We start from the raw sequence: 23577 nt of genomic DNA on the forward strand, positions 1-23577 counted from the left end.
CCCGTATCAATACGCACCGTCTCGCTTGAGAACAACGCCAACTGTTTTGAACAAAATGGCGATATCATTCCACAGCGACCAGTTTTTAACGTACCAGGAGTCGAAGTAGACACGGGTTTCATAATCCACGTCATTACGGCCACTGACCTGCCACAGTCCGGTCATCCCTGGTTTCGCCATATAGTAATAATCCACATCCCCCGCGTAGCGCTCCAGCTCATCTTCGATAACCGGCCGGGGACCGACCAGACTCATCTCACCGCGGATCACGTTCCACAGCTGAGGTAATTCATCGAGACTGGTTTTGCGAATAAAATGTCCGACACGGGTGATACGCGGATCGTTCTTCAGTTTGAAGTCTTTGTCCCATTCTGCACGGGCAACAGGGTCATTGCGCAGAACTTCTTCCAACACCTCTTTTGAATTCACCACCATCGAACGGAACTTCAGACATTTGAATTTACGTCCGTTCAGACCGACACGCTCATGTCCATAAATCGGGCTACCGCCATCCCGTGAAACCAGGAAGATCAGTACCGCCAGGGCGGGCATCAGCGCGAGCATAATGGCCATCGCACCGACGATATCAAATGCCCTTTTAACAAAGCGCGATGTGCGTTTTGCCAGATTATTGCTGACCCGCAGAATCATTACCTCATGGCTGAAAATGTAAGCCATATCCGTGCCATACAGTGGAACGCCGCGCAAAGAAGGTATCACGGAAACCGAGCGGCAGTTATGTTTTGCCAGATTTTTTAACCAGAGATCGCGATACTGGCTCTGCTCAAACTCCACTGCCACGATAAACTGTGTATCGCTGTCAACCCTCTGCCACAACTCTTCCTCGGTGCGGATAACCGGCGTGGAGAAGAGTTCAAGCGCAGGCGTTGAGCCATCAACGTCAAAGAACGCCACCACTTCAAAGCCCATCATTTCTTCGCTTTGCAGTGCCATCCAGGCTTCTTCGGCATTTTTACCACTGCCGATAATAATCGACTGGCGTTTCCACAGGTTGTAGTGATTGAGAAGACGTTTCACCACCGAGCGTCCTGCCGGGATAAATACCAGGGCCAGAATCCAGGTGAGTATCCAGGTCCAGCGAGAAAGCTGCCACTGAGAGAGCGCAGTTATTGAAAGGTCGATAACAGAAAAAATCAGGACGCTTCTGAATATCTCTTTCAGTTCGAACCAGAAAGGTTTGCGATAGGTATAATGGCGCAGTCGAACCCAGAACCATCCAATACAAATCAGAGAAAGAATAATATGAGTAACTATCGTCAGGTGCAGATCCTGTTCAGTGTAATTGCTGAGCAGGTTACCGGGTAGAATGCTCATTAACCAGATAGCAATGAATAATGAAGCATTAAAGAAAAAGAGGTCAGAGAGTGACAACGACAATCTGATTAATAACCCTTTCGAGGTAAATTTAATATTACTCATAGTTAACTCTTATTTTTTATTCAGAAGCCGGTGATTTATTATTCCCAACAAACACAAGGAAGTAATTACGCACATTTTCGTTAAGTTTGTTTAAAACAGAAAACATATTCCTGAAGCCTGTGTAAATAATGCGTTCGCAGGCAACATGCCGTGAGATTTAACGAAAAAACCGTAACAATGGCGGTGAAAAATCAGGCAGATTGACAATTACCTTTTCTTACTCCCCACGCTACCGCCCCTGGCTTGTAGCTGCCAGTGCGCTATGTTTGGTGTTTCCCTGTGCCGCACTGCCCGGCTGAAGCCTTTACACTCAATCAACGCTTTCATTAATTTTGCCACAAACACAGAGCACAAACTGTCTAAACAACGCACAAGTCATGATGTTAAGTAACACGTTGCTATACTAGTTATTACTGGCCTGTTTACAAGAGTCACCGCCCTTCCACTCTGCCTTTTAGGATTAAGACTACCTTTGGTTCCAGACTGTAGCAGGCATTCCATCATTACCCCCTTGTCAAAAAATCGGAATTATTCGATGTTCGACTAAGATTATTCTTAATCACTTCTTCCGCTGCCAGACAGTATCACCAGGATTGCTTTGTTGACCTATGCGAATAATCCTGAAAACTCTGTGGCGGAATTTTTCAGGATTGATCCGGATAATTTATTTTTAAGACGGCTGACTCCTGACAATAAGACGAAATGGCGTTACATAACGCAGGGAATATTTGTTAAATAATCTCTGATTAACTATGATCACAACACTTTTGTCTCTACTACAGGCGTGAATGCGATGTTTGAATGGATCGCCGATCCGTCAATCTGGGCCGGACTGGTCACCCTGGTGGTTTTAGAACTGGTACTCGGCATTGATAACCTGGTGTTTATTGCCATTCTGGCAGAGAAACTTCCTGCATCTGAGCGCGACCGCGCCCGTATTACCGGATTGCTGCTGGCCCTGGTTATGCGTTTACTGCTGCTGGCCTCCATCTCCTGGCTCTCTTCATTAACCTCCGCACTTTTTTTCATCAACGGACACCCCTTCAGCGCCCGCGATCTGATTATGTTGACCGGGGGTATTTTCCTGCTGTTTAAAGCGACCATTGAGCTGAATGAGCGGCTGGAAGGAAAAGATGAAGACGATAACCCACAAAAGCATGGCGCTAAATTCTGGCCGGTTGTGGTGCAAATCGTGGTCCTGGACGCGGTGTTTTCACTCGACTCGGTGATCACCGCAGTGGGTATGGTCGATCAGCTGGCGGTAATGATGGCCGCAGTGATTATTGCTATTTTACTGATGCTACTGGCAAGTAAACCCCTTACCCGCTTCGTTAATGCCCACCCCACTATCGTCATCCTCTGCCTGAGCTTTTTACTGATGATTGGTTTCAGTCTGGTGGCCGACGGTTTTGGTTACACCATTCCGAAAGGCTACCTGTACGCAGCCATCGGTTTTTCCGTGATCATTGAGGCACTAAATCAGCTGGCCCGCTTTAATCGCCGCCGTTTTCTCTCGGCAAAATTGCCTTTACGTAAACGCACAGCGGAAGCCGTACTACGTCTGCTGCGCGGCAGGCATGAACAGGCCGAACTTGACAGCGAAACCGCTTATCTGGTGACCGATCACCCCGATAACCAGGCCGTGTTCAACGTCCAGGAGCGGATGATGATCGCCCAGGTGCTGGGTATGGGACAGCGCACGGTCAGCAGTATCATGACCTCTCGCCATGATACTGAACACATTGATCTGAGTGAGTCGGCGCAAAGTATCATGGCCAGACTGGACAGAAATCAGCATACCCGCCTGGTGATAACGGATAACAGCGACGAGCCTCTGGGCGTTGTGCACATTATCGATCTGTTGCATCAGGCTCTGCACAGTCATCAGCTTGATATCCGGACGCTAATACGACAGCCGCTGGTTTTTCCGGAGCAGCTGACTTTGCTGTCCGCTCTTGAACAGTTTCGCGTTGCACGCACCCATTTTGCCTTTGTGGTCGATGAGTTTGGGTCGGTTGAGGGTGTGGTGACATTAAGTGACGTAATGGAAACCATCGCCGGAAATCTGCCAAACGAAGGGAATGAGATCGATCCCCGCTACGATATTCAACACAATGCAGATGGCAGTTGGACAGCAAATGGGCATATGCCGCTGGAGGACCTGGTTGCCCACGTTGCGTTGCCGCTGGATGAAAAACGCGAATATCACACGCTGGCCGGATTACTGATGGAACATATGCAGCAGGTGCCGAAAGAAGGTGATGAGATCCATATCAACGGCTTTCTGTTGCGCATCCTCCAGGTTGAAAGCCATCGCGTACAGAAGGTACAAATCATGCCGGTGGACAGCTCAGAACCGCATCAGGCCGCAGAAAATTAAATGACCATTTTCTGCGGCGGGCTCAGGCTGTCGCCACCATCACGGCTGGCCTTTCACGCCGTTTTGATTCCTTTCTGACCATGCCTTAAGACGTTTTTTTGCTTCATCCATCAGTTGCTGACGCAGAACCTGGTCAACCTGTAATGAATAATTTAAGGCCGACCACGGCCCGTAAATCCGCAGCGGCACCGGCGTTTGTTGCAGGCGGCTGACCAGCTCGCTGTCACCCTGCCAGCCTTGCGTCACCGTAACACCGAAAGTGATATCAGCCTGCTGGCTGCTCAGATTAATACTGCCCTTACCACTGTAATCGAACATCAAAGAGTGTCCCTGAAATTCAGCAAACGACAGCAGACCATTACTGAGCGTGGCACTGCCGCTGATATGTTGCGGATTCCCCCCCGAATCACCGTTATCCGGCCCGCGAACACGGTTACTGCTGCGCTCAACCGCCCGCTGAATCATCTGCTGAAAGTTCAGTCCACTCATCTGCGCGTTATCAATACTTACCTCTGCGCTGCCTTTCCAGGCCCGTCTGAATGCCGGAACGGTCAGTCCGTAACCCGTAAAGTCACCGGTCAGCGACATATCGCCGCTGAGGGAAGGCGGAAGATCAAATGCTTTAAGCAGAGGGGCCAGGGCAATATTTTGCAACGCGGGGCGCAGCGTGACTTTAGTCTGCGCCGTGCGCACATCCAGGCTACCGGGCAGCGAAAAACTGCCATGTCCGGCGTTCCCGTTCAGGGTAGCCAGTTGCAACACGCCATTTTTGCTGCCGCCGTTGAGCGTGACCATGTCGAAATCCATGCCGCGCCAGCGCAATTTATCCACCTTCAGATTAACGCGGCCATCCATCGCGTTCAGCAATGAATCGGCGTTGTCATAATTTTCCGGGGCAGAAATGACCGGCGCAGGCCCCGCACGCTGCGTCTCAATCCCCTGGGCACTGTTGCCTGCACGGTTCTCCAGTCCCAGCAGCGAATCCATGTTCAGCAACGGTGAATGCAGAGCAACCGACACCTGCGGACGGCTGCCCAGCGTACCGCTTATGCTACCGTCCAGCTGACTGTCATTGGCGCTCAACGCCAGATTTTGCAGGCTGAATGCACGGTTATCGCCAGACCATTCCGCCTGCATTTTCGCCTGCCCTTTTAAACCCTCTTTGGGTAAATCAGCGCCGGTTAACTGGTAGCTGAGCGGGTTAATGGCGGCAGTAAGTTGTCGCGGATAGCGGCTGAGATCAAGCTCAGCAGTGAGATTCATCAGCAGCTCTCGCTGATCGCGGCTGATACGACTGCTCAGTTCCAGATGCGCCTGGCGCTGCTGATTCTGGGAGAGTTGCAGGTTCAAATCGCGGACGTTCAACTGCTCACCGTTACTTTGCTGCCAGATCAGCAGGCTGTCGGCCACGCGCAGTTGGTCGATATCAAATGTCCAGCCCGGGCTGCTCTCCTCCGGGACCGAATCGGAAGGGACGACCGGGGCATCCCCCGGACGCTGTGTCTCGCTGTCAGGCGTCAGGCGGATAATCGCACCTTTTAACATCACCTGTTTCACCGCCAGCTGATGGGATAACAGCGGCAGAAGTTTAACGTCCAGACGCATATTGCTGGCGCTGACCACCGGCTGTTGTGCTCCCGGGGCGGTAAGGGTCATCTGCCCGGAAAGAATGCTGAGCTGCGGCCAGACATGCCAGCGGAGATCGCCGTTCAGCGCAAGGCGGTAACCGCTACGCTGTTCAACCTGCTGAACCATGTAGTTGCGAAACTCATTAGGATTCACCAGCAGCACTAACGCCGTCATGCCAGCCACAATTACCACCAGCAAAATGGCCAGCGTGGTAATAAATCTTCTCATGCCTTCCCCTCACGCCTCATTCAGGCCCGGCCGCGCCAGACCGTGCGGCAGGTTATCCTAATCTTTATCAATACGGCTGGCGTCTGCGCCCTGCTGCCCCTTGTATTTAGCATCCTGACGACGGTTATAAGGTCGGGCTGCCGGACCGGAGAGCGGTTCAAAACTGAGTGCGCCTATCAACATGCCCGGACGAAGCGCCAGCGGCAATTTACCAGAATTATAGAACTCCAGCACAATGCGTCCCTGCCAGCCCGGATCGATGCGATGCGCGGTAACATGCACCATCAGGCCAAGGCGTGCCAGCGAGGAACGGCCATCCAACCAGCCCACCAGATTATCCGGCAGGGTTACCGATTCCAGCGTGACCGCCAACGCCAGCTCACCCGGATGCAGGAAAAAAGCCTCACCTTCCGACAGCACGATTTCATCGCTCATTACCCTGTCGAGCGCCGCGCTCACTTCATCCTTTGGACCGCTGAGATCGATATAGGCGGCGGTATGTCCCCGAAAGGTACGAAACAAATTGCCCAGACGCACATCCACCGTAGCGCCATTGATCCGTTCTACCGGTGGACGAGGCGAAATGTCCAGCTGGCCATTATCCAGCCAGGCTTCAATATCACGGTCACATAATCTCATGGTAGCTACTCCCTAAAGTCAAAGTGAACACGCCAGGCCCGGCACATCCGGCACCGGGAGCGGCAAACCCCGCAGGGTTGCCGTGCAGCGCGTTATTCAAAAAACTGGTTGATTTTCGCTTTCAGAATATCAATCGCGATACGGTTCTTACCACCCCGTGGCACGATGATGTCAGCATACTGTTTTGAAGGCTCGATAAATTGCAGGAACATCGGGCGCACCGTTTTTTGATACTGCGCCATCACAGAATCCATTGAGCGGCCACGTTCATTGACATCACGTCTCATGCGGCGCATCAGGCAGATATCCAGCGGTGTATCGACAAAAATTGAGAAATTCATCTCCTGACGCAGACGGGCATCGGTCAGCAAGAGGATCCCTTCCAGAATAATCACTTTTTTAGGTTGCAGACGAACCGTCTGCGCGGTGCGGGTGTGCTCAACATAGCTGTAAACCGGCAGATCGATGGTTTCCCCTGCCTTTAACATCTGCAAATGCTGAAGCAGTAAATTGTGGTCCATCGCACTGGGGTGATCGTAATTAGTTTTAACCCGCTCTTCCATGGTCAGGTTGCTTTGGTCTTTGTAGTAGGCATCCTCAGGAATGACGCCAATGTGTTCATCACCGACCCGGTCACGAACTTCGCGATAAAGAGTACTGGCAATAAGACTTTTTCCTGAGGCAGAAGCGCCGGCAATACCTACGATGACGCACTGATGCGACTTATCAGTCATAAATTTAAGACCTGGTTACAGATGGTCAGAGACCCGGAGAGGATGAATTGGCGCATAATTATAGGGATTTAGCCGAGTTGATACCAGCAAAATGGTGTTGAAAGCTTTTCAGACTTTCCCGTTATACCTTGTCGGGATTGACGGCTAGACTGACGGCACTGAGACAAGCATCACACTTTTTTGACAGAAGGAAACACGGTGCCCGACGCTGTTTTGCATATATTGACCTATTTAGGCGACAGCATGTTGCTTATCCCCACCGCGGTGATTATGGCTGTTCTGATTGGCTGGAAAAACAGCGATCGTCGTGCCGCCATCTGGTGGCTGCTGGCATTCTGCACGGCGGGTGCCATCGTCAGCCTGTCTAAAATTGCTTTTCTGGGTTTTGGCATCGGCAGCGCCCGCTTTAATTTCACCGGCTTTAGCGGGCACAGCACCATGTCCGCCGCACTCTGGCCGGTGATGCTGTGGCTGCTCACCGGTCGCCTGGCTGACCGCTGGCGTCATCTGGCCATCGCCACCGGCTATCTGATCCCGCTGCTGGTTGGCCTGTCGCGCCTGATCCTCAATTACCATTCAGAAAGTGAAGTTCTCTGCGGGCTGATACTGGGTTTCACACTGAGCACTGCCTTCCTGCTGAGTCAGCGCCGGGCGCAGTTACAGGGTTTCTCCGCGTTACAGCTGGGCATCGCCCTGCTGGTGCCGCTGCTGTTGATTGGCCACGGTCGCATTGCCACCACGCAACAATTTTTACAACGGCTGTCGGTACAAATTGCAGGTATCGATCACGCCTGGACCCGGGACGAACTGCTGAAACTGCGTCAGGAGACATCGGTTAAGTGATGTGATTTTTCATTATCAGATCCAGGGGAATGTTGAATTACCACAAGCATTCCTGGCGGGTTATGTTAGCATCCTACAGGTATTTAGATCGTAATGACGTAACTGCTGCCCTGCCGGATTTGTGAATGACCACTGAGACTCTCTTGCCGCCACCCCGTCCTGCTGCCGTCCGGGCCAGTGCCGTGCTGCTCGGCGTACTCTCCTTCCTGTTAACCTTTTTCTGTGGCGAGCTGATTAAGGTCAACGGGCAGATATCCCCACTGTGGTTTCCCACCGCTCTGCTCACCGTGGTGGTGTTTCGCTATAGCAATAAATCACTGCCGCTGATGCTGGGCTGCTGCTTTACCGGCATTGCCAGCGCAAATTCGTTGGTGGTCGGGATATCACTGGTCAGTCTGAAATATCCGCTACTTAACCTTACCCAGGCCCTGCTGGGGGGCCTGCTGTTGCGCTTCCTGCTTGATCGTCAGAAGCCGCTGGATTCTCTGCTCAGCTGGAGCAAAATGTTTATCTCAGTGTGCCTGTTCGCGCCGCTGATTGGTGGCCTGTTGGCGTGCTGGTTCCTCAATCATTACAGTTTTCGTTTCTTTTCCATCTGGGTGGTATCAGAAAGCATTGGCATGTTGGCACTTGGCCCGGTCTGCCTGTTGTGGCAGCAGGGTTTTCTGCGTAAAAAAATTAATCAGCACCAGCTAATTTCCACCCTGCTGACCCTGATCAGTACGCTGATATTGTGCTACTGCGTACTGCACTACTCACCCTGGCCGTTGACGATAGTGATGGTGGTGTTGCTGTACAGCGCGGTGCGGCTGCCGCGCTTCGGCGCATTTGTGGTGTTTCTCGCCACGCTGTCGATGATGATGCTGATGCTGGCCTTTAACCTGCTGGAGATCCACGCAGCAAAAAACGGTGTGCTGAATAACACCCCCTGGCTACCGTTTCTGCTGGTGATTATTCCCAGCCACCTGATGGCGCTGGTGATGCACTCATTTCGTGAAGAGAAAAAACATATCTCCGAAAGCGAAACCCGCTTCCGTCATGCGATGGAGTATTCCGCAATAGGCATGGCGCTGGTGTCGTCGCAGGGACGCTGGCTACAGGTCAACAAATCGCTCTGTAAACTGCTGGGCTATAACGAGGATGAGCTGAAGGCGATGACCTTTCAGCAGATCACCTACCCGGACGACCTTGCCATCGGCGAGAGCCAGTTTAACGCACTGCTGCGCGGTGAAATCGACACCTACAGCCTGGAAAAACGCTACCTGCGTAAGGACGGCCAGATCGTCTGGGTGCTGCTGGCAATATCACTGGTCAGGGACAGTGAGCAGCAGCCACTCTATTTTATTGCCCAGATAGAAGACTTCACCGGCCTGAAGCAGACTGAAGAGGTTAACCGTCGTCTGATGCAGCGCATCACCCTGGCTAACGAGGCGGGCGAAATCGGCGTCTGGGAATGGAATCTGCAAAGCGGTGACATGAGCTGGGATAAGCGCATGTTTCAGATTTACGGCCTGCCGGAGGATGGCGAGGCCAGCTATCAGAGCTGGGCTGAAAGACTGCATCCGGCCGATCGCCAGGTAGCGATGGACGCCTTTGAAGATGCGGTAACAGCCTCTGCCCCGGTGGATATTGTCTTTCGCATATCGACCCACCAGGGTATCCGCTATATCCACAGCAAATCGACGATGGTGCTCAATGCAAAAGGTGAGGCAGAGAGAATGCTGGGCATCAATCAGGATGTCACTGCGGTTCGCCAGTTAACCTACGCGCTGTACCAGGAAAAAGAGCGGATGCATATCACCCTTGATGCCATTGGTGAGGCGGTGATCAGCACTGATGACGCGATGCGGGTGACCTTTATGAACCCGGTGGCGGAAAGTATGACCGGCTGGACACAGCAGCACGCGGCCGGTAATCCGCTCAGCGATATTCTCTCGGTCACCCACGGTCGCCGGGGTGAAGAGTTGGACAGGCTGTTGTTATCAAAGCTGCCACGCCGTAAATTTACCAGCGATCTGGATGAGGAGTTGATGCTGCGTAACCGCGCCGGTGAGCAGTTTGATATTCATTTCAGCATCACGCCGCTGAAAACTCAGGAAGGTGAAATGATTGGCAGCGTGATCGTTATTCAGGATGTCAGTGAATCTCGCAAAACCATGCGCCAGCTCAGCTACAACGCGTCCCACGATATGCTGACCCGCCTGCCTAATCGCGTCAGCTTCGAGCAAAGTCTGCAACAGCTGTTGCTCTCCGCCAGTGACGAGCAGCAGACCCATGCGCTGGTCTTTATTGACCTTGATCGTTTCAAAGCGGTGAATGACAGCGCCGGACATGCCGCTGGTGATGCGCTGCTGCATGAAATTTCCGGCGTAATGCAGGACAGACTGCGCGGCGGTGATCTGCTTGCCCGACTTGGCGGTGACGAATTTGGCGTCCTGTTGCCGGATTGCTCGCTGCAACAGGCCAGGGAGATCACCGAAGAACTGGTCAATGCGGTAAACCGTTATCCCTTTACCTGGCAGGGTGAGCCGCACCAGATCGGTGCCAGCGCGGGTATCACCCTGCTCGACGGCAGCAACAGCAATATCAGTGATGTGATGTCCCAGGCGGACCTTGCCTGCTATAACGCCAAGCACAACGGGCGCGGTCAGCTGTCCGTCTTCCCTGCCAAACTGCTGACCCGCTGGTAAGCGTCGGGATGCCATTTAATCGCCCTCAGACCTTGCTCTCTGATCCTGCCTGAGCTAAAGTCGCCCCCTTTTTTTTACCGTCGCGGGAGGGGGAACGGATGTATATCGGTTTTGATTACGGTACGGCGAACTGCTCGGTTGCCACCATGAATGGCGGTGTGCCCAGGCTGTTAACGCTGGAAAATGGCTCCACGCTGCTGCCTTCCATGCTTTGTGCCCCAACCCGGGATGCGGTCAGTGAATGGCTGTTCCGCCATCATCAGGTGCCCACGCCGGATGCCGAAACGCAGGCGATCCTGCGTCGGGCGATCGCGCTCAACCGTGAAGAAGATATCGACGTCACCGCTGACAGCGTCCGCTTCGGCATGGCCTCGCTGGCCCACTACATCGCCGACCCGGAAGACGTGTGGTTTGTTAAATCCCCCAAATCCTTCCTCGGTGCCAGCGGGCTGAAGCCTCAGCAGGTGGCATTCTTTGAAGATCTGGTCTGTGCCATGATGTTGCATATCCGCCAGACGGCAGAGCAGCAGCTGGGCAGCGACATCAGCCAGGCGGTGATAGGCCGCCCGATCAACTTTCAGGGGCTGGGTGGCGACGAGGCCAACCGGCAGGCCCAGGCGATTCTGGCGCGTGCCGCCAGTCGCGCCGGATTTAAACAGGTGGAGTTTCAGTTCGAACCGGTGGCGGCAGGGCTGGATTTCGAAGCCACATTAAGCAAAGAGACGCGCGTGCTGGTGGTGGATATCGGTGGTGGCACCACCGACTGCTCAATGTTGCTGATGGGGCCTGAGTGGCACAATAAATCCGATCGCAGCGCCAGTCTGCTGGGTCACAGTGGCTGCCGGGTCGGCGGCAACGATCTGGACATTATGCTGGCCTTCAAAGAACTGATGCCGCTGCTGGGCCTGGGTGGGGTCACGGAAAAGGGCATCGCCCTGCCTGCCCTGCCGTGGTGGAATGCGGTGGCGATCAACGATGTCCCGGCACAGAGCGATTTTTACGCTGCTTCCAGCCGCAAACTGTTGCAGGAACTGATTCGCGATGCACAGGAACCGGAGAAGGTAAAACGGCTGTTAAAAGTGTGGCAACAGCGCCTCGGATACCGGCTGGTCCGGGCGGCGGAAGAGAGCAAAATTGCCCTCTCCGCGCAGCCGGAGACGCCTGCCAATTTGGATTTTATCGCCCCGTCGCTGGCAACAGAGATTGACGTGGCATCGCTCGAGTCGGCTATCAGTCAGCCACTGGAGCGCATTCAGCAGCAGGTAAAGCTGGCGCTGGATGAGAGCGGCACCCGACCGGACGTCATCTACCTGACCGGTGGCAGCGCGCGTTCACCGATCCTCCGTCAGGCTCTGCAACAGCAGATGCCGGATACGCCCCTGGCCAGTGGCGACGACTTCAGCTCCGTCACCGCCGGGCTGGCCCGCTGGGCGCAGGTGATGTTCCGTTAACCGCCCGACGTCGGGCCTGCGGCCCTGGCATTTTCAGCACCGATAATGCTAAGGCCGGTGCCTTCGTGCTGATAAGGGCCACGGCCTGTGGGCCATGCCCGGATCCTCTCAGTAACGACTGGCTTCCGACAACTGTTGCACCGCCGCATCGCTCAGCTGCAACGCGGCGGCATGACTCAGTTCGTCCAGCTGGGCCAGCGAAGTGACACTGACAATCGGTGCGGTAATGCCCGGACGGGCAATCTGCCAGGCCAGCGCCACCTGGGTTGGCGTGGCCCGGCTCTCTTCTGCCACCTGGTCCAGCGCGTCCAGAATGCGCAGTCCGCGCTTGTTCAGGTACTTCTGCACCACGCCTTCACCGCGCTTACTCTTGCTGGCGTCTTCCGCCGTGCGATACTTGCCGCTGAGAAAGCCGCTGGCCAGCGAATAGTAGTTGACAACCCCCAGCTCGTTATCCCTTGCCACCTTCTCCAGCCCGCTTTCATACTCTTCACGGTCATACAGGTTGTATTCCGGTTGCAGGGTTTCATAACGGGCCAGGCCCAGTTCCTGACTGGTATTCAGCGCTTCGCTCAGCCGACTGGCAGAATAGTTAGAAGCACCAATCGCCCGCACCTTACCTTCTTTGATCAGCTGATCGAAGGTGTGCAGGGTTTCCTGCAACGGCGTATCGCTGTCATCGCGATGCGCCTGATAAAGATCGATATAGTCGGTTTGCAGGCGACGCAGCGAGTCCTCCACCGCCTGACGTATCCAGGCCGGTGAAAGCCCGGATTTACCCGGCCCCATATCCATGCCAACTTTGGTCGCCAGCACGATCTGGTCACGCTTGCCGCTTTTTTTCAGCCAGTTACCGATAATGGTTTCAGATTCCCCCCCTTCATTGCCCGGCGCCCAGCGGGAATAGACATCGGCGGTATCAATGAAATACAAACCTTTCTCCACCAGCGCATCCAGCAGCGAGAAAGAGGTTTGCGGGTTAACCGTCCAGCCAAAGACATTCCCGCCAAAGGTCAGGACAGGGACTTCAATGCCGCTGCGACCCAGTAAACGATGTTGCTGACTCATTATCATTCTCCTCAACGAAACTGATTTTTAGCGTGACTATCAGCTTAGCAAAGCTCAAGTTGTTCGCTTCGTTGATTTACGGCAAAACAATTTCAGGTTGCGAATACTTACCGTAGCTGAATCGTTATCCTTATTTCCTTCAATTTTTCAGCCGTCAAACTGGCTAAACTCAGGGGCTGGCATTTTTACCCTGGACTTCACACCTTGCTACCGGAGAGCTGACACCCACTATGAACAGCACAGGCCGTTCCCGAAAATTTTTGCCGATCCTTATCGTCGCCGCGCTGGCCGCCGGTGGCGGGTACTGGTGGTTGAGTCACAGCGCATCTCAGCCGGACAGTGCTCAGCCGGGCAATCACCGGCAGGCGGCAGGCGGTAAAGGGGGACGACACGGTGGTGCGCTGCCGCCGGTGCAGGCAGCGCAGGCGGCGACCCAAAGCGTGCCGCAGTTTCTCTCCGGGCTGGGCACGGTGATGGCTGCCAATACGGTCACCCTGCGCAGTCGCGTGGAGGGAGAACTGACCGCGATACATTTTGACGAAGGGCAGGAGGTGAAGGCCGGTCAGCTGCTGGCCGAAATTGATCCCCGCCCCTGGCAGGTTGCGCTGGCGCAGGCAGAGGGCCAGCTGGCAAAAGATCAGGCCACGCTGGCTAATGCCCGCCGGGATCTGGCCCGCTATGAACAGCTGGCAAAGAGCCATCTGGTCTCGCAACAGGAGCTGGATGCCCAGCGCGCCCTGGTCAGTGAAACGCTCGGAACGATTAAAGCTGACCAGGCCAGCGTCGCCAGCGCTCAGCTTAATCTGACCTGGAGCAGAATTACCTCGCCCATTTCCGGACGCGTCGGTCTGCGTCAGGTTGACATCGGCAACTACGTGACCAGCGGCGACACCAACGGCATCGTGGTGATCACCCAGACGCATCCCATCGACCTGGTATTCAGCCTGCCGGAAAATGATATCGGCAGCGTGCTGGCGGCGCAGAAAAGTGCTCAGCCCGTGGTGGTGGAAGCCTGGGATCGCAGCAACAAAACGCTGTTAACCCACGGCACCCTGCTGAGTATGGACAACCAGATCGATGCCACCACCGGCACCGTCAAACTGAAAGCGCGCTTTGCCAATCAGGACGATGCGCTTTTTCCCAACCAGTTTGTTAACGCCCGACTGAAGGTCAGCACCTTACAGGATGCGATCGTCATTCCGCCTGCCGCATTGCAGATGGGCAACGAAGGTCATTTTGTCTGGGTGGTCAACAGTGAGAACCTCGTCAGTAAGAAAGCGGTGACCATTGGGTCAGAGGACAGCCAGAAAGTGGTGATCGCCAGCGGGCTGGAGGCCGGGGAGCGGGTGGTGACCGATGGCATCGACCGCCTGACCGAAGGGGCGAAAGTGGAGGTGGTCGCCCCTCAGTCCTTACCGCTGACCAGTGGTAAAATCCGCCAGCCGGCAAAAGGAGCCAGCGACTGATGCAGGTTCTGCCCCCCCATCATGGCGGTCCTTCCCGCCAGTTTATTCTTCGCCCGGTTGCCACCACCCTGTTAATGGTCGCTATCCTGCTGGCCGGTATCCTTGCCTGGCGCGCCCTGCCCGTCTCTGCGCTGCCGGAGGTGGATTACCCGACCATTCAGGTGGTGACGCTCTATCCCGGTGCCAGCCCCGATGTGGTCACCTCGTCGATTACCGCCCCACTGGAACGCCAGTTTGGTCAGATGTCAGGCTTAAAACAGATGTCGTCGCAAAGTTCAGGCGGCGCATCGGTGGTCACCCTACAGTTTCAGCTGACGCTGGCGCTGGATGTGGCTGAGCAGGAAGTGCAGGCGGCGATCAATGCCGCCACCAATTTGCTGCCTGCCGATCTGCCCAATCCCCCGGTCTACAGCAAGGTTAACCCTGCCGATCCGCCGATTATGACGCTGGCCGTCACCACCACCAGTATGCCGTTAACTCAGGTGCAGGATATGGTGGAAACGCGGGTGGCACAGAAGATTTCGCAGGTTTCCGGCGTCGGGCTGGTGACGTTATCCGGGGGCCAGCGGCCGGCGGTCAGGGTGAAGCTGAACGCACAGGCACTGGCCGCGCTGGGGCTGGACAGTGAACAGGTGCGCAGCGCCATCAGCAGTGCCAACGTCAACTCCGCGAAAGGCAGCCTCGACGGTCCCGAACGTTCCATTACCCTCTCCGCCAATGACCAGATGAAATCAGTCGAGGACTATCGCCAGCTGATAGTCTCTTACCAGAATGGTTCGCCGGTGCGGCTGCGGGATGTCGCCAGCGTCGAACAGGGGGCAGAGAACCGCTGGCTGGGTGCCTGGGCGAACCGCCAGCCCGCCATTGTGCTTAACATCCAGCGCCAGCCCGGTGCCAATATTATTACCACCGCCGACAACATCCGGCAGATGTTACCGGCGCTGACCGCCACGCTACCCAAATCGGTGGATGTGCAGGTGCTGACCGACCGCACCAGCACTATCCGCGCGTCGGTCGCCGACGTGCAGTTTGAGCTGCTGCTGGCGATTGTGCTGGTGGTAATGATTATCTGGCTGTTTCTGCGCAATATCCCGGCCACCCTTATTCCTGCTGTGGCCGTGCCGCTGTCGCTGATTGGCACCTTCGCAGTGATCTGGTTCCTCGGTTTTTCCATCAATAACCTGACGCTGATGGCGCTGACCATTGCCACCGGTTTTGTGGTGGATGATGCCATCGTGGTTATCGAGAATATCTCGCGCTATATCGAGAAGGGGGAGAAACCGCTGGCCGCCGCGCTGAAAGGGGCGGGCGAAATTGGATTTACCATTATCTCGCTGACCTTCTCACTGATTGCCGTGCTGATCCCCCTGCTGTTTATGGGCGACATCGTGGGCCGCCTGTTTCGCGAATTTGCCGTCACCCTGGCGATTGCCATTCTTATCTCTGCGGTGGTATCGCTGACCCTGACGCCGATGATGTGCGCCAGAATGCTCAGCGCTGAGTCGCTGCAAAAACAGAATCGTTTTTTCCGCGCCAGCGAAGCGATGTTTGACCGGGTTATCGCCGGTTACGGTCGCCTGCTCAGCAGGGTATTGAACCACCCCTGGCTGACGCTCAGCGTGGCGCTGGGTACGCTGGCGCTGACGGTGCTGCTGTGGATGACCATTCCGAAAGGCTTCTTCCCGCTACAGGATAACGGCATTATTCAGGGAACAATTCAGGCACCGCAATCGGTCTCTTATGCCAGTATGGCCCAGCGTCAGCAGCAGGTGGCAGAGCGGCTGATGCAGGACCCGGCGGTAGAGAGCCTGACCTCATTTATCGGCGTTGACGGCACCAATCCGGCGCTGAACAGTGGAAGGCTGTTAATTAATCTTAAACCCCTGAGCGAGCGCGACGATCGCATTCCGGTGGTGATCAGACGTTTACAGCAGCAGGTGGCGCAGTTGCCCGGAATCAATCTCTATCTGCAACCGGTGCAGGACCTGACCATTGATACCACCGTCAGCCGCACCCAGTATCAGTTTACGCTTCAGGCCGGATCGATTGACTCGCTCAGTTTGTGGGTGCCCAGGCTGATGGCGCAGCTGGCCGTGTTACCCGAGTTACAGGACGTCAGCAGCGACTGGCAGGACCAGGGGCTGGAAGCCTTTATCAGGGTGGATCGCGACAGCGCCACGCGGCTGGGGATCAGTATGGCCGATGTCGATAACGCCCTGTATAACGCCTTCGGTCAGCGCCTGATTTCCACCATTTATACTCAGGCCAGTCAGTATCGCGTGGTGCTGGAGCACGATACCAGCAGCACACCAGGGCTGGCCGCGCTGGATGCGATTCGTCTGCAAAGCAGCAATGGCACCATCGTGCCCCTCAGCGCCATCGCCAGGGTGGAGCAACGCCACGGCGCGCTGAGCATCAACCATCTCGACCAGTTTCCCTCCACCACCTTCTCGTTCAACGTCAGCGAGGGTTACTCGCTGGAACAGGCGGTGAATGCCATCACCAAAGCCGAGCGGGAACTGGCCATGCCTGCCGAGATCATGACCCAGTTCCAGGGCAGTACGCTGGCGTTTCAGGCGGCGCTCTCCAGCACCGTCTGGCTGATCATCGCCGCCGTGGTGGCGATGTATATCGTGCTGGGCGTGCTGTATGAGAGCTTTATTCATCCCATTACCATTCTCTCCACCCTGCCCACCGCCGGGGTCGGCGCCCTGCTGGCGCTGATGTTAAGCGGCAGTGAGCTGGATGTGATTGCCATTATTGGCATCATCCTGCTGATCGGTATTGTGAAGAAAAACGCCATCATGATGATCGACTTCGCGCTCGCCGCCGAACGGGAGCAGGGAATGGCCCCGTACGAGGCGATTTATCAGGCCTGCCTGCTGCGTTTTCGCCCGATCCTGATGACCACGCTGGCCGCGCTGCTGGGGGCGCTGCCGCTGATGCTCAGCACCGGCCAGGGCGCAGAACTGCGTCAGCCGCTGGGCATTGCCATGGTGGGCGGGCTTATCCTCAGCCAGGTGCTGACGCTGTTCACCACCCCGGTTATCTATCTGCTGTTTGATCGGCTGGCCCGGGCATCACGCCGCCGCATCGTCCGCAAGGAGGCGCAGTGAAATTTTATGCGCTGTTTATTCACCGGCCGGTAGCGACCATTCTGCTGACCATCTCGGTGACGCTGGCAGGCGTGTTGGGTTTCCGCCTGCTGCCGGTCGCTCCGCTGCCGCAGGTGGACTTTCCGGTGATCATGATCTCCGCCTCGCTGCCCGGCGCATCGCCAGAGACGATGGCCGCCACCATCGCCACGCCGCTGGAGCGCTCACTGGGGCGTATCGCCGGGGTGACGGAGATGACCTCCACCAGTTCGCTGGGCAGTACGCGCATCATCCTGATGTTCGATTATGACCGTGACATCAACGGCGCGGCGCGCGATGTGCAGGGTGCGATTAACGCCGCCCAGAGTCTGCTGCCCACCGGCATGCCCGCCCGCCCCAGCTGGCGCAAGATGAATCCCTCCGACGCGCCAGTGATGATTATGACCCTGACCTCGGACAGCTATTCGCAGGGGGAGCTGTATGACTTTGCTTCCACCCAGCTGGCGCAAAAGCTGGCGCAGATTGATGGCGTGGGGGATGTCTCCATCGGCGGCAGTTCCCTGCCCGCCGTGCGGGTGGCGCTGAATCCGCAGGCGCTGTTCAGTCAGGGCGTGTCGCTGGATGCGGTGCGTCAGGCTATCGCCAATGCTAACCAACGTCGTCCTCAGGGAGCGGTTGAAGACAGCCAGCAGCGCTGGCAGATAAAAACCAACGACCAGCTGAAAACCGCCGCTGAGTATCAGCCGCTGGTGGTGCACTACCGTAACGGAGCCGCGGTGCGTCTTCAGGATGTGGCCAGCGTCACCGATTCGGTGCAGGATCTGCGCAACGCCGGGATGGCTGATGCCAAACCAGCCATTCTGATGCTTATCCGTAAACTGCCGGAAGCCAACATTATCGACACGGTGGACAGGATCCGTGCTGAAGTGCCTGAACTGCGCAAAATTATTCCGGCCAGCATTCATCTTGATGTCGCTCAGGACCGCTCCCCGACCATCCGGGCCTCTCTCGCCGAGGTGGAGCAGTCGCTGGTGATTTCCGTGGCGCTGGTTATCCTGGTGGTGTTTGTCTTCCTGCGCTCAGGCCGGGCGACGCTTATCCCGGCCATCGCCGTGCCGGTGTCGCTCATCGGCACTTTTGCCGCCATGTATCTGCTTGGCTTCAGCCTGAATAATCTCTCCCTGATGGCGCTGACCGTGGCAACCGGCTTTGTCGTCGATGATGCCATTGTGGTGCTGGAAAATATCTCCCGCCATGTGGAAGCGGGTATCAGGCCCATTGAAGCAGCGCTGAAGGGGGTGCGCGAAGTGGGCTTCACCGTATTGTCGATGAGCCTGTCATTGATTGCGGTGTTCCTGCCGCTGCTGCTGCTTGACGGGCTGGTGGGTCGCTTCTTTAAGGAATTCGCGCTGACCCTGTCAGTAGCGATTGCCATTTCGCTGGTGATTTCGGTGACGCTGACGCCGATGATGTGCGCCCGTTTACTCAAGGCGCAACCGCCCCGCAGCCCCCGTTCCACCAGCCTGATGAGCTATATTCAGCATGGCTATGGTCGCTCGCTAAACTGGGTGCTGGACCATGCGCGCTGGACGCTGCTGGTGTTTCTCGCCACCATCGGCCTGACCGTGTATCTCTACGCCACGGTGCCCAAAACCTTTATGCCAGAGCAGGATACCGGCAGACTGATGGGCTCAATTCAGGCCGATCAGAGCATTTCGTTTCAGGCAATGCGTGGCAAACTACAGGACTTTATGAAAATCATTCGTGACGATCCGGCGGTGGAGAGCGTGGTGGGCTTTACCGGCGGCTCCCGCACCAACAGCGGCATGATGTTTATCTCGCTGAAACCGTTAAAACAGCGCAGCGAAAGTGCCCAGCAGGTGATTGCCCGGCTGCGGGTTAAGCTGGCCGGCGAGCCTGGTGCCAGCTTGTGGCTACAGGCGGTGCAGGATTTTCGCATGGGCGGCCGCGAGTCCAACGCCGGTTATCAGTACACCCTGCTGTCGGACAGTCTGGAAGATTTACGCAGCTGGGAGCCGAAAATTCGTCAGGCTTTTGCCGCGCTGCCCGAGCTGGCCGATGTTAACTCCGATCAGCAGGATAAAGGATCAGAAATGGCGCTGACCTACGACCGAGACAGCATGGCACGGCTGGGGATTAATGTCTCAGAGGTCAACAGCCTGCTGAATAATGCCTTTGGTCAGCGACAAATCTCCACCATTTATCAGCCCCTGAACCAGTACCGGGTGGTGATGGAAGTCGATCCGCGTTACACCCAGGACATCAGTTCGCTGGATTTAATGTACGTGATTAACAGCGACGGTCAGTCGATTCCACTGTCATATTTCGCCCGCTGGCAACCGGCTAACGCCCCCTTGTCCGTCAACCATCAGGGGCTGTCGGCAGCCACCACGCTCTCCTTTAACCTGCCGGAGGGCGGCACGCTGTCGCAGGCAGCCGATGCCATCGATCGCAGCATGACCGCACTGGGCGTGCCAGCCAGCATTCGCGGCAGTTTTGCCGGTACGGCGCAGGCCTTTCAGAAAAGCCAGAGCGGTCAGCTGTGGCTGATTGTGGCCGCCATCGCCACCATGTATATCGTGCTGGGCATGTTATATGAAAGTTACGTGCATCCGCTGACCATCCTCTCCACCCTGCCCTCCGCGGGCGTTGGCGCACTGCTGGCGCTGGAGCTGTTCAGCGCGCCGTTCAGCCTGATCGCGCTGATTGGCATCCTGCTGCTGATCGGCATTGTCAAAAAGAATGCCATTATGATGGTCGATTTCGCACTGGACGCGCAGCGCAACGCCAGTCTGAGCGCCCGCGAGGCGATTTTCCAGGCCAGCATACTGCGTTTTCGTCCGATTATGATGACCACCCTGGCGGCACTGTTTGGTGCTCTGCCGCTGGTGCTGACATCCGGCGATGGCGCGGAACTACGTCAGCCGCTGGGGATTACCATCGCCGGTGGTCTGGTGATGAGCCAGTTGCTGACGCTCTACACCACGCCGGTGGTCTGGTTGTATATGGATAAGCTGCGGCGCAAATCCCACCGTAACCGAGTCGATGCCAACCATGCCTGACAACAGAGCCCGGCCAGAGCCGGAAAATGCCCTTCCTTCCCGCACGCGCTGGCAGCTGTGGATAGTGGCCTTCGGCTTCTTTATGCAGTCGCTGGATACCACCATTGTCAACACCGCCCTGCCTTCAATGGCGCTGAGCCTGCATCAGAACCCGCTGCATATGCACACGGTGGTGGTGGCCTATGTGCTCACCGTCGCGATGATGCTGCCGGTCAGCGGCTGGCTGGCCGACCGCTTTGGGGTGCGGAATATTTTTTTCAGCGCCATTATTCTGTTCAGCGTCGGCTCGCTATCCTGTGCGCTGGCGACCACGCTGGATCAGCTGATTATCGCCCGCGTGGTGCAGGGCATCGGCGGGGCGATGATGGTGCCGGTCGGTCGCCTGACGGTGATGAAACTGGTGCCGCGTGAACAATATATGGCGGCGATGACCTTCGTCACGCTGCCCGGTCAGATTGGTCCGCTGCTGGGGCCGGCGCTCGGCGGCGTGCTGGTGCAGTATGTCAGCTGGCACTGGATTTTCCTGATTAATCTGCCGGTCGGGCTGGCAGGAGCCATCGCCACCCTGCTACTGCTGCCGAACCTGCGGCTGTCGCCACGGCGCTTTGATTTCCCTGGTTTTATTCTGCTGGCAACCGGTATGGCGACGCTGACGCTGGCGCTGGATGGTCAGAAAGGGCTGGGGATCTCCCCTCTGTTGCTGTGCCTGTTTATTTTGACCGGCCTGTTTTCGCTGCTGTTTTATCTGCTGCATGCGCGGGGCAATCAGCACGCGCTGTTCAGTCTGGCACTGTTTCGTCATCCGCTGTATGCCCTCGGCCTGCTGGGCAGCTTCACCGGCCGCATCGGCAGTGGCATGTTGCCGTTTATGGCACCGCTGTTTTTGCAAATTGGCATGGGGTTCAGCCCGTTTCATGCCGGGCTGATGATGATCCCAATGGTGCTCGGCAATATGGGGATGAAACGTATCGTGGTGCAGACCGTAAACCGCTTTGGTTACCGCAACGTGCTGGTGTACGCCACGGTCGCCCTCAGTCTGGTGGTGCTGCTGTTTCCGCTGGTGGCGCTGCTGGGCTGGCGTTGGCTGCTGCCGGTAGTGCTGTTCCTGCTGGGCATGGTCAACGCCATTCGCTTTTCAGCGATGAACACCCTGACGCTGAAATCGCTGCCGGACGAGCTGGCCAGCAGCGGCAACAGCCTGCTGTCGATGATTATGCAGTTATCGATGAGTATCGGCGTCACCGTCGCCGGGCTGCTGCTGGGGACTTTTGGTCACCAGGCGCTGGCTGACAGTCCCGACGTGCATCAGGCCTTTATTTACAGCTGGCTCTGTATGGCGGTGGTGATTATTCTGCCTGCGCTGGTCTTCAGGCGCGTGCCGTCTGATGTCACTAAAAATGTGGTGCTGAGCCGCCGGAGGAGTTCCTGATGTTTGCGAAGTTGCGTATCGGCATTACCGCCAAGTTATTTATGGCGATTTTTTCCACCTGCATGCTGGTGCTGATTACCATGCACTGGGGGGTTCGCCTCAGCTTTGAGCACGGCTTTATCGATTACATTAAAAAAGGCAACGAGCAGCGGCTGATTATGCTCAGCGATGCGCTGGCCGACCAGTACGAGCAGCACGGCAGCTGGGACTTTCTGCGCAATAATAACCGGCTGGTATTTCAGATCCTGCACTCGCTGGAGCAGAACCCGGAATCCAGTAACCAACTACCGCCCCACGGCTGGCGCACCCAGTTCTGGGTAATTGACCAGCAGTACCATGTGATGATTGGCCCCCGCTCACCGGTGCCGCCGGAGGGGAACCGGCGCAATATCACCACCAGCAACGGGCATGTTGTCGGCTGGGTGATTGGCTCGCCGCCTGAACGCCTGACCCGCAGCGCCGACATTAACTTCGATCAGCAACAAAAACGCACCAGCTGGATTATCGTCGGCCTGACGATGTTGCTGGCGGCGCTGGTTACCTGGCTGATGTCACGCGGGCTGCTGGCACCGGTAAAACGTCTGGTGGACGGCACCCATCGGCTGGCGGCCGGTGATTTTACCAGTCGGGTGCAGGCCAACAGCCGTGATGAGCTGGGCCGCCTCGCCCAGGATTTTAATCGTCTGGCCGGCACGCTGGAAAAAAACGAAAGTATGCGCCGTGCCTTTATGGCCGATATTTCTCACGAGCTGAGAACCCCGCTGGCGATCCTGCGGGGTGAACTGGAAGCCATTCAGGATGGGGTACGTCAGCTGACGCCGGAATCCATCGTCTCGTTGCAGGGTGAAGTCAGCACGCTGACCAAACTGGTGGATGATGTACACCAGCTGTCACTCTCCGATGAGGGCGCGCTGGCCTACCGTAAAAGCGACATTAATCTGGTGCCGCTGCTGGAGCTGGTTGCCGCCAACTTCAGCCATCGCTATCAACGGCAGGGATTGACCCTGCACCTTGCGCTACCCGAGCAGGCTGTGCTGTTTGGCGACCCGGATCGTCTGATACAGCTGTTCACCAACCTGATGGAAAACAGCCTGCGTTACACCGATGCCGGCGGCGGGCTGACGGTAACTGTGGAAAAGCTGGAGAGCCAGTGGCTGTTACAGTTCGAAGACAGCGCGCCCGGCATCACTGACGCGCAGCGCGGGCAGATTTTTGAGCGCTTTTATCGCGCCGAAAGCTCGCGTAACCGAGCCAGCGGCGGCTCCGGGTTGGGGCTGGCTATCTGTCAGAATATCGTCGAAGCACACGACGGGCGCATCACTGCCGATCATGCCTCTGCCGGAGGGCTGAGAATTACAGTACACTTACCCTGCAAAAACCATTAAGAGAGGGCATTTCACCC

The 23577-nt window shown here is 56.4% G+C and carries 14 protein-coding genes; 9 read left to right on the forward strand and 5 right to left on the reverse strand.

Features of this window, described 5'->3' with window-relative positions; translation table 11 throughout:
* Positions 1–6 precede the first annotated feature (6 nt).
* Positions 7–1440 carry an undecaprenyl-phosphate galactose phosphotransferase WbaP gene (wbaP, locus tag BG55_RS11630; RefSeq protein WP_034937795.1) on the reverse strand — a complete coding sequence of 478 codons (1434 nt, stop codon included), beginning with the start codon at positions 1438–1440 and terminating at the stop codon, positions 7–9.
* 793 nt (positions 1441–2233) lie between these two features.
* Here wbaP and BG55_RS11635 point away from each other — a divergent pair.
* Positions 2234–3820 (forward strand): TerC family protein, encoded by a 1587-nt coding sequence (locus BG55_RS11635; protein ID WP_034937798.1) that lies wholly within the window; start codon positions 2234–2236, stop codon positions 3818–3820.
* Between the two features lie 39 nt (positions 3821–3859).
* On the opposite strand, the gene asmA is transcribed toward BG55_RS11635, so the two are convergent.
* The 3 genes from asmA to udk form a co-directional block, all read right to left on the reverse strand.
* Positions 3860–5677, reverse strand: coding sequence for an outer membrane assembly protein AsmA (asmA, locus tag BG55_RS11640; RefSeq protein WP_034937799.1), 1818 nt, complete (start codon positions 5675–5677; stop codon positions 3860–3862).
* A 57-nt stretch (positions 5678–5734) separates the two neighbouring features.
* Positions 5735–6316 carry a dCTP deaminase gene (gene dcd, locus BG55_RS11645; RefSeq protein ID WP_034937801.1) on the reverse strand — a complete coding sequence of 194 codons (582 nt, stop codon included), beginning with the start codon at positions 6314–6316 and terminating at the stop codon, positions 5735–5737.
* Between the two features lie 92 nt (positions 6317–6408).
* A complete protein-coding gene (udk, locus tag BG55_RS11650; RefSeq protein WP_034937803.1) occupies positions 6409–7050 on the reverse strand; it encodes a uridine kinase in 642 nt (213 codons plus the stop codon).
* A 243-nt stretch (positions 7051–7293) separates the two neighbouring features.
* Here udk and BG55_RS11655 point away from each other — a divergent pair, with 243 nt between their 5' ends.
* From BG55_RS11655 to yegD, 3 genes are all read left to right on the forward strand, one after another.
* The gene (locus BG55_RS11655; protein WP_052018807.1) at positions 7294–7893 is read left to right on the forward strand and encodes a phosphatase PAP2 family protein; all 600 of its coding nucleotides are present in this window, start codon (positions 7294–7296) and stop codon (positions 7891–7893) included.
* A 125-nt stretch (positions 7894–8018) separates the two neighbouring features.
* On the forward strand, positions 8019–10583 hold the full coding sequence (locus BG55_RS11660; protein WP_052018803.1) for a diguanylate cyclase: 2565 nt from the start codon (positions 8019–8021) through the stop codon (positions 10581–10583).
* Positions 10584–10681: 98 nt separating this feature from the next.
* On the forward strand, positions 10682–12034 hold the full coding sequence (gene yegD / locus BG55_RS11665) for a molecular chaperone (protein WP_034937805.1): 1353 nt from the start codon (positions 10682–10684) through the stop codon (positions 12032–12034).
* A gap of 108 nt (positions 12035–12142) precedes the next feature.
* On the opposite strand, the gene BG55_RS11670 is transcribed toward yegD, so the two are convergent.
* Positions 12143–13102 carry an aldo/keto reductase gene (locus BG55_RS11670; protein WP_034937806.1) on the reverse strand — a complete coding sequence of 320 codons (960 nt, stop codon included), beginning with the start codon at positions 13100–13102 and terminating at the stop codon, positions 12143–12145.
* Between the two features lie 230 nt (positions 13103–13332).
* On the opposite strand from BG55_RS11670, the gene BG55_RS11675 reads away from it, so the two are divergent.
* Genes BG55_RS11675 through baeS form a run of 5 tightly spaced genes read left to right on the forward strand, consistent with a single transcriptional unit; the run spans position 13333 to position 23560 of the window.
* Positions 13333–14568, forward strand: a complete 1236-nt coding sequence (locus BG55_RS11675) for an MdtA/MuxA family multidrug efflux RND transporter periplasmic adaptor subunit (protein WP_034937808.1) — start codon at positions 13333–13335, stop codon at positions 14566–14568.
* A complete protein-coding gene (locus BG55_RS11680; protein ID WP_034937810.1) occupies positions 14568–17684 on the forward strand; it encodes an MdtB/MuxB family multidrug efflux RND transporter permease subunit in 3117 nt (1038 codons plus the stop codon). The genes BG55_RS11675 and BG55_RS11680 overlap by 1 nt, the downstream gene beginning before the upstream one ends.
* Positions 17681–20746 (forward strand): multidrug efflux RND transporter permease subunit MdtC, encoded by a 3066-nt coding sequence (gene mdtC, locus BG55_RS11685; protein WP_034937811.1) that lies wholly within the window; start codon positions 17681–17683, stop codon positions 20744–20746. The genes BG55_RS11680 and mdtC overlap by 4 nt, the downstream gene beginning before the upstream one ends.
* Positions 20739–22175 (forward strand): multidrug transporter subunit MdtD, encoded by a 1437-nt coding sequence (mdtD, locus tag BG55_RS11690; protein ID WP_052018808.1) that lies wholly within the window; start codon positions 20739–20741, stop codon positions 22173–22175. The genes mdtC and mdtD overlap by 8 nt, the downstream gene beginning before the upstream one ends.
* Entirely contained in the window at positions 22175–23560 is a 1386-nt protein-coding gene (baeS, locus tag BG55_RS11695) for an envelope stress sensor histidine kinase BaeS (protein ID WP_034937813.1), read from the forward strand. Before mdtD ends, baeS begins: the two co-directional genes overlap by 1 nt.
* Positions 23561–23577: the final 17 nt, after the last annotated feature.

Source organism: Erwinia mallotivora (genome assembly GCF_000590885.1).
In the GTDB taxonomy this organism is placed as follows: Bacteria; Pseudomonadota; Gammaproteobacteria; order Enterobacterales; family Enterobacteriaceae; genus Erwinia; species Erwinia mallotivora.

Bases quoted from the DNA above. Each gene is read 5' to 3' on its own strand.
- BG55_RS11660 (WP_052018803.1), top strand. From the start codon at position 8,019: ATGACCACTGAGACTCTCTTGCCGCCACCCCGTCCTGCTGCCGTCCGG.
- BG55_RS11680 (WP_034937810.1), top strand. From the start codon at position 14,568: ATGCAGGTTCTGCCCCCCCATCATGGCGGTCCTTCCCGCCAGTTTATT.
- dcd (WP_034937801.1), bottom strand. From the start codon at position 6,316: ATGAGATTATGTGACCGTGATATTGAAGCCTGGCTGGATAATGGCCAG.
- BG55_RS11635 (WP_034937798.1), top strand. From the start codon at position 2,234: ATGTTTGAATGGATCGCCGATCCGTCAATCTGGGCCGGACTGGTCACC.
- BG55_RS11655 (WP_052018807.1), top strand. From the start codon at position 7,294: ATGTTGCTTATCCCCACCGCGGTGATTATGGCTGTTCTGATTGGCTGG.
- wbaP (WP_034937795.1), bottom strand. From the start codon at position 1,440: ATGAGTAATATTAAATTTACCTCGAAAGGGTTATTAATCAGATTGTCG.
- asmA (WP_034937799.1), bottom strand. From the start codon at position 5,677: ATGAGAAGATTTATTACCACGCTGGCCATTTTGCTGGTGGTAATTGTG.
- BG55_RS11670 (WP_034937806.1), bottom strand. From the start codon at position 13,102: ATGAGTCAGCAACATCGTTTACTGGGTCGCAGCGGCATTGAAGTCCCT.
- yegD (WP_034937805.1), top strand. From the start codon at position 10,682: ATGTATATCGGTTTTGATTACGGTACGGCGAACTGCTCGGTTGCCACC.
- udk (WP_034937803.1), bottom strand. From the start codon at position 7,050: ATGACTGATAAGTCGCATCAGTGCGTCATCGTAGGTATTGCCGGCGCT.
- BG55_RS11675 (WP_034937808.1), top strand. From the start codon at position 13,333: ATGAACAGCACAGGCCGTTCCCGAAAATTTTTGCCGATCCTTATCGTC.
- baeS (WP_034937813.1), top strand. From the start codon at position 22,175: ATGTTTGCGAAGTTGCGTATCGGCATTACCGCCAAGTTATTTATGGCG.
- mdtD (WP_052018808.1), top strand. From the start codon at position 20,739: ATGCCTGACAACAGAGCCCGGCCAGAGCCGGAAAATGCCCTTCCTTCC.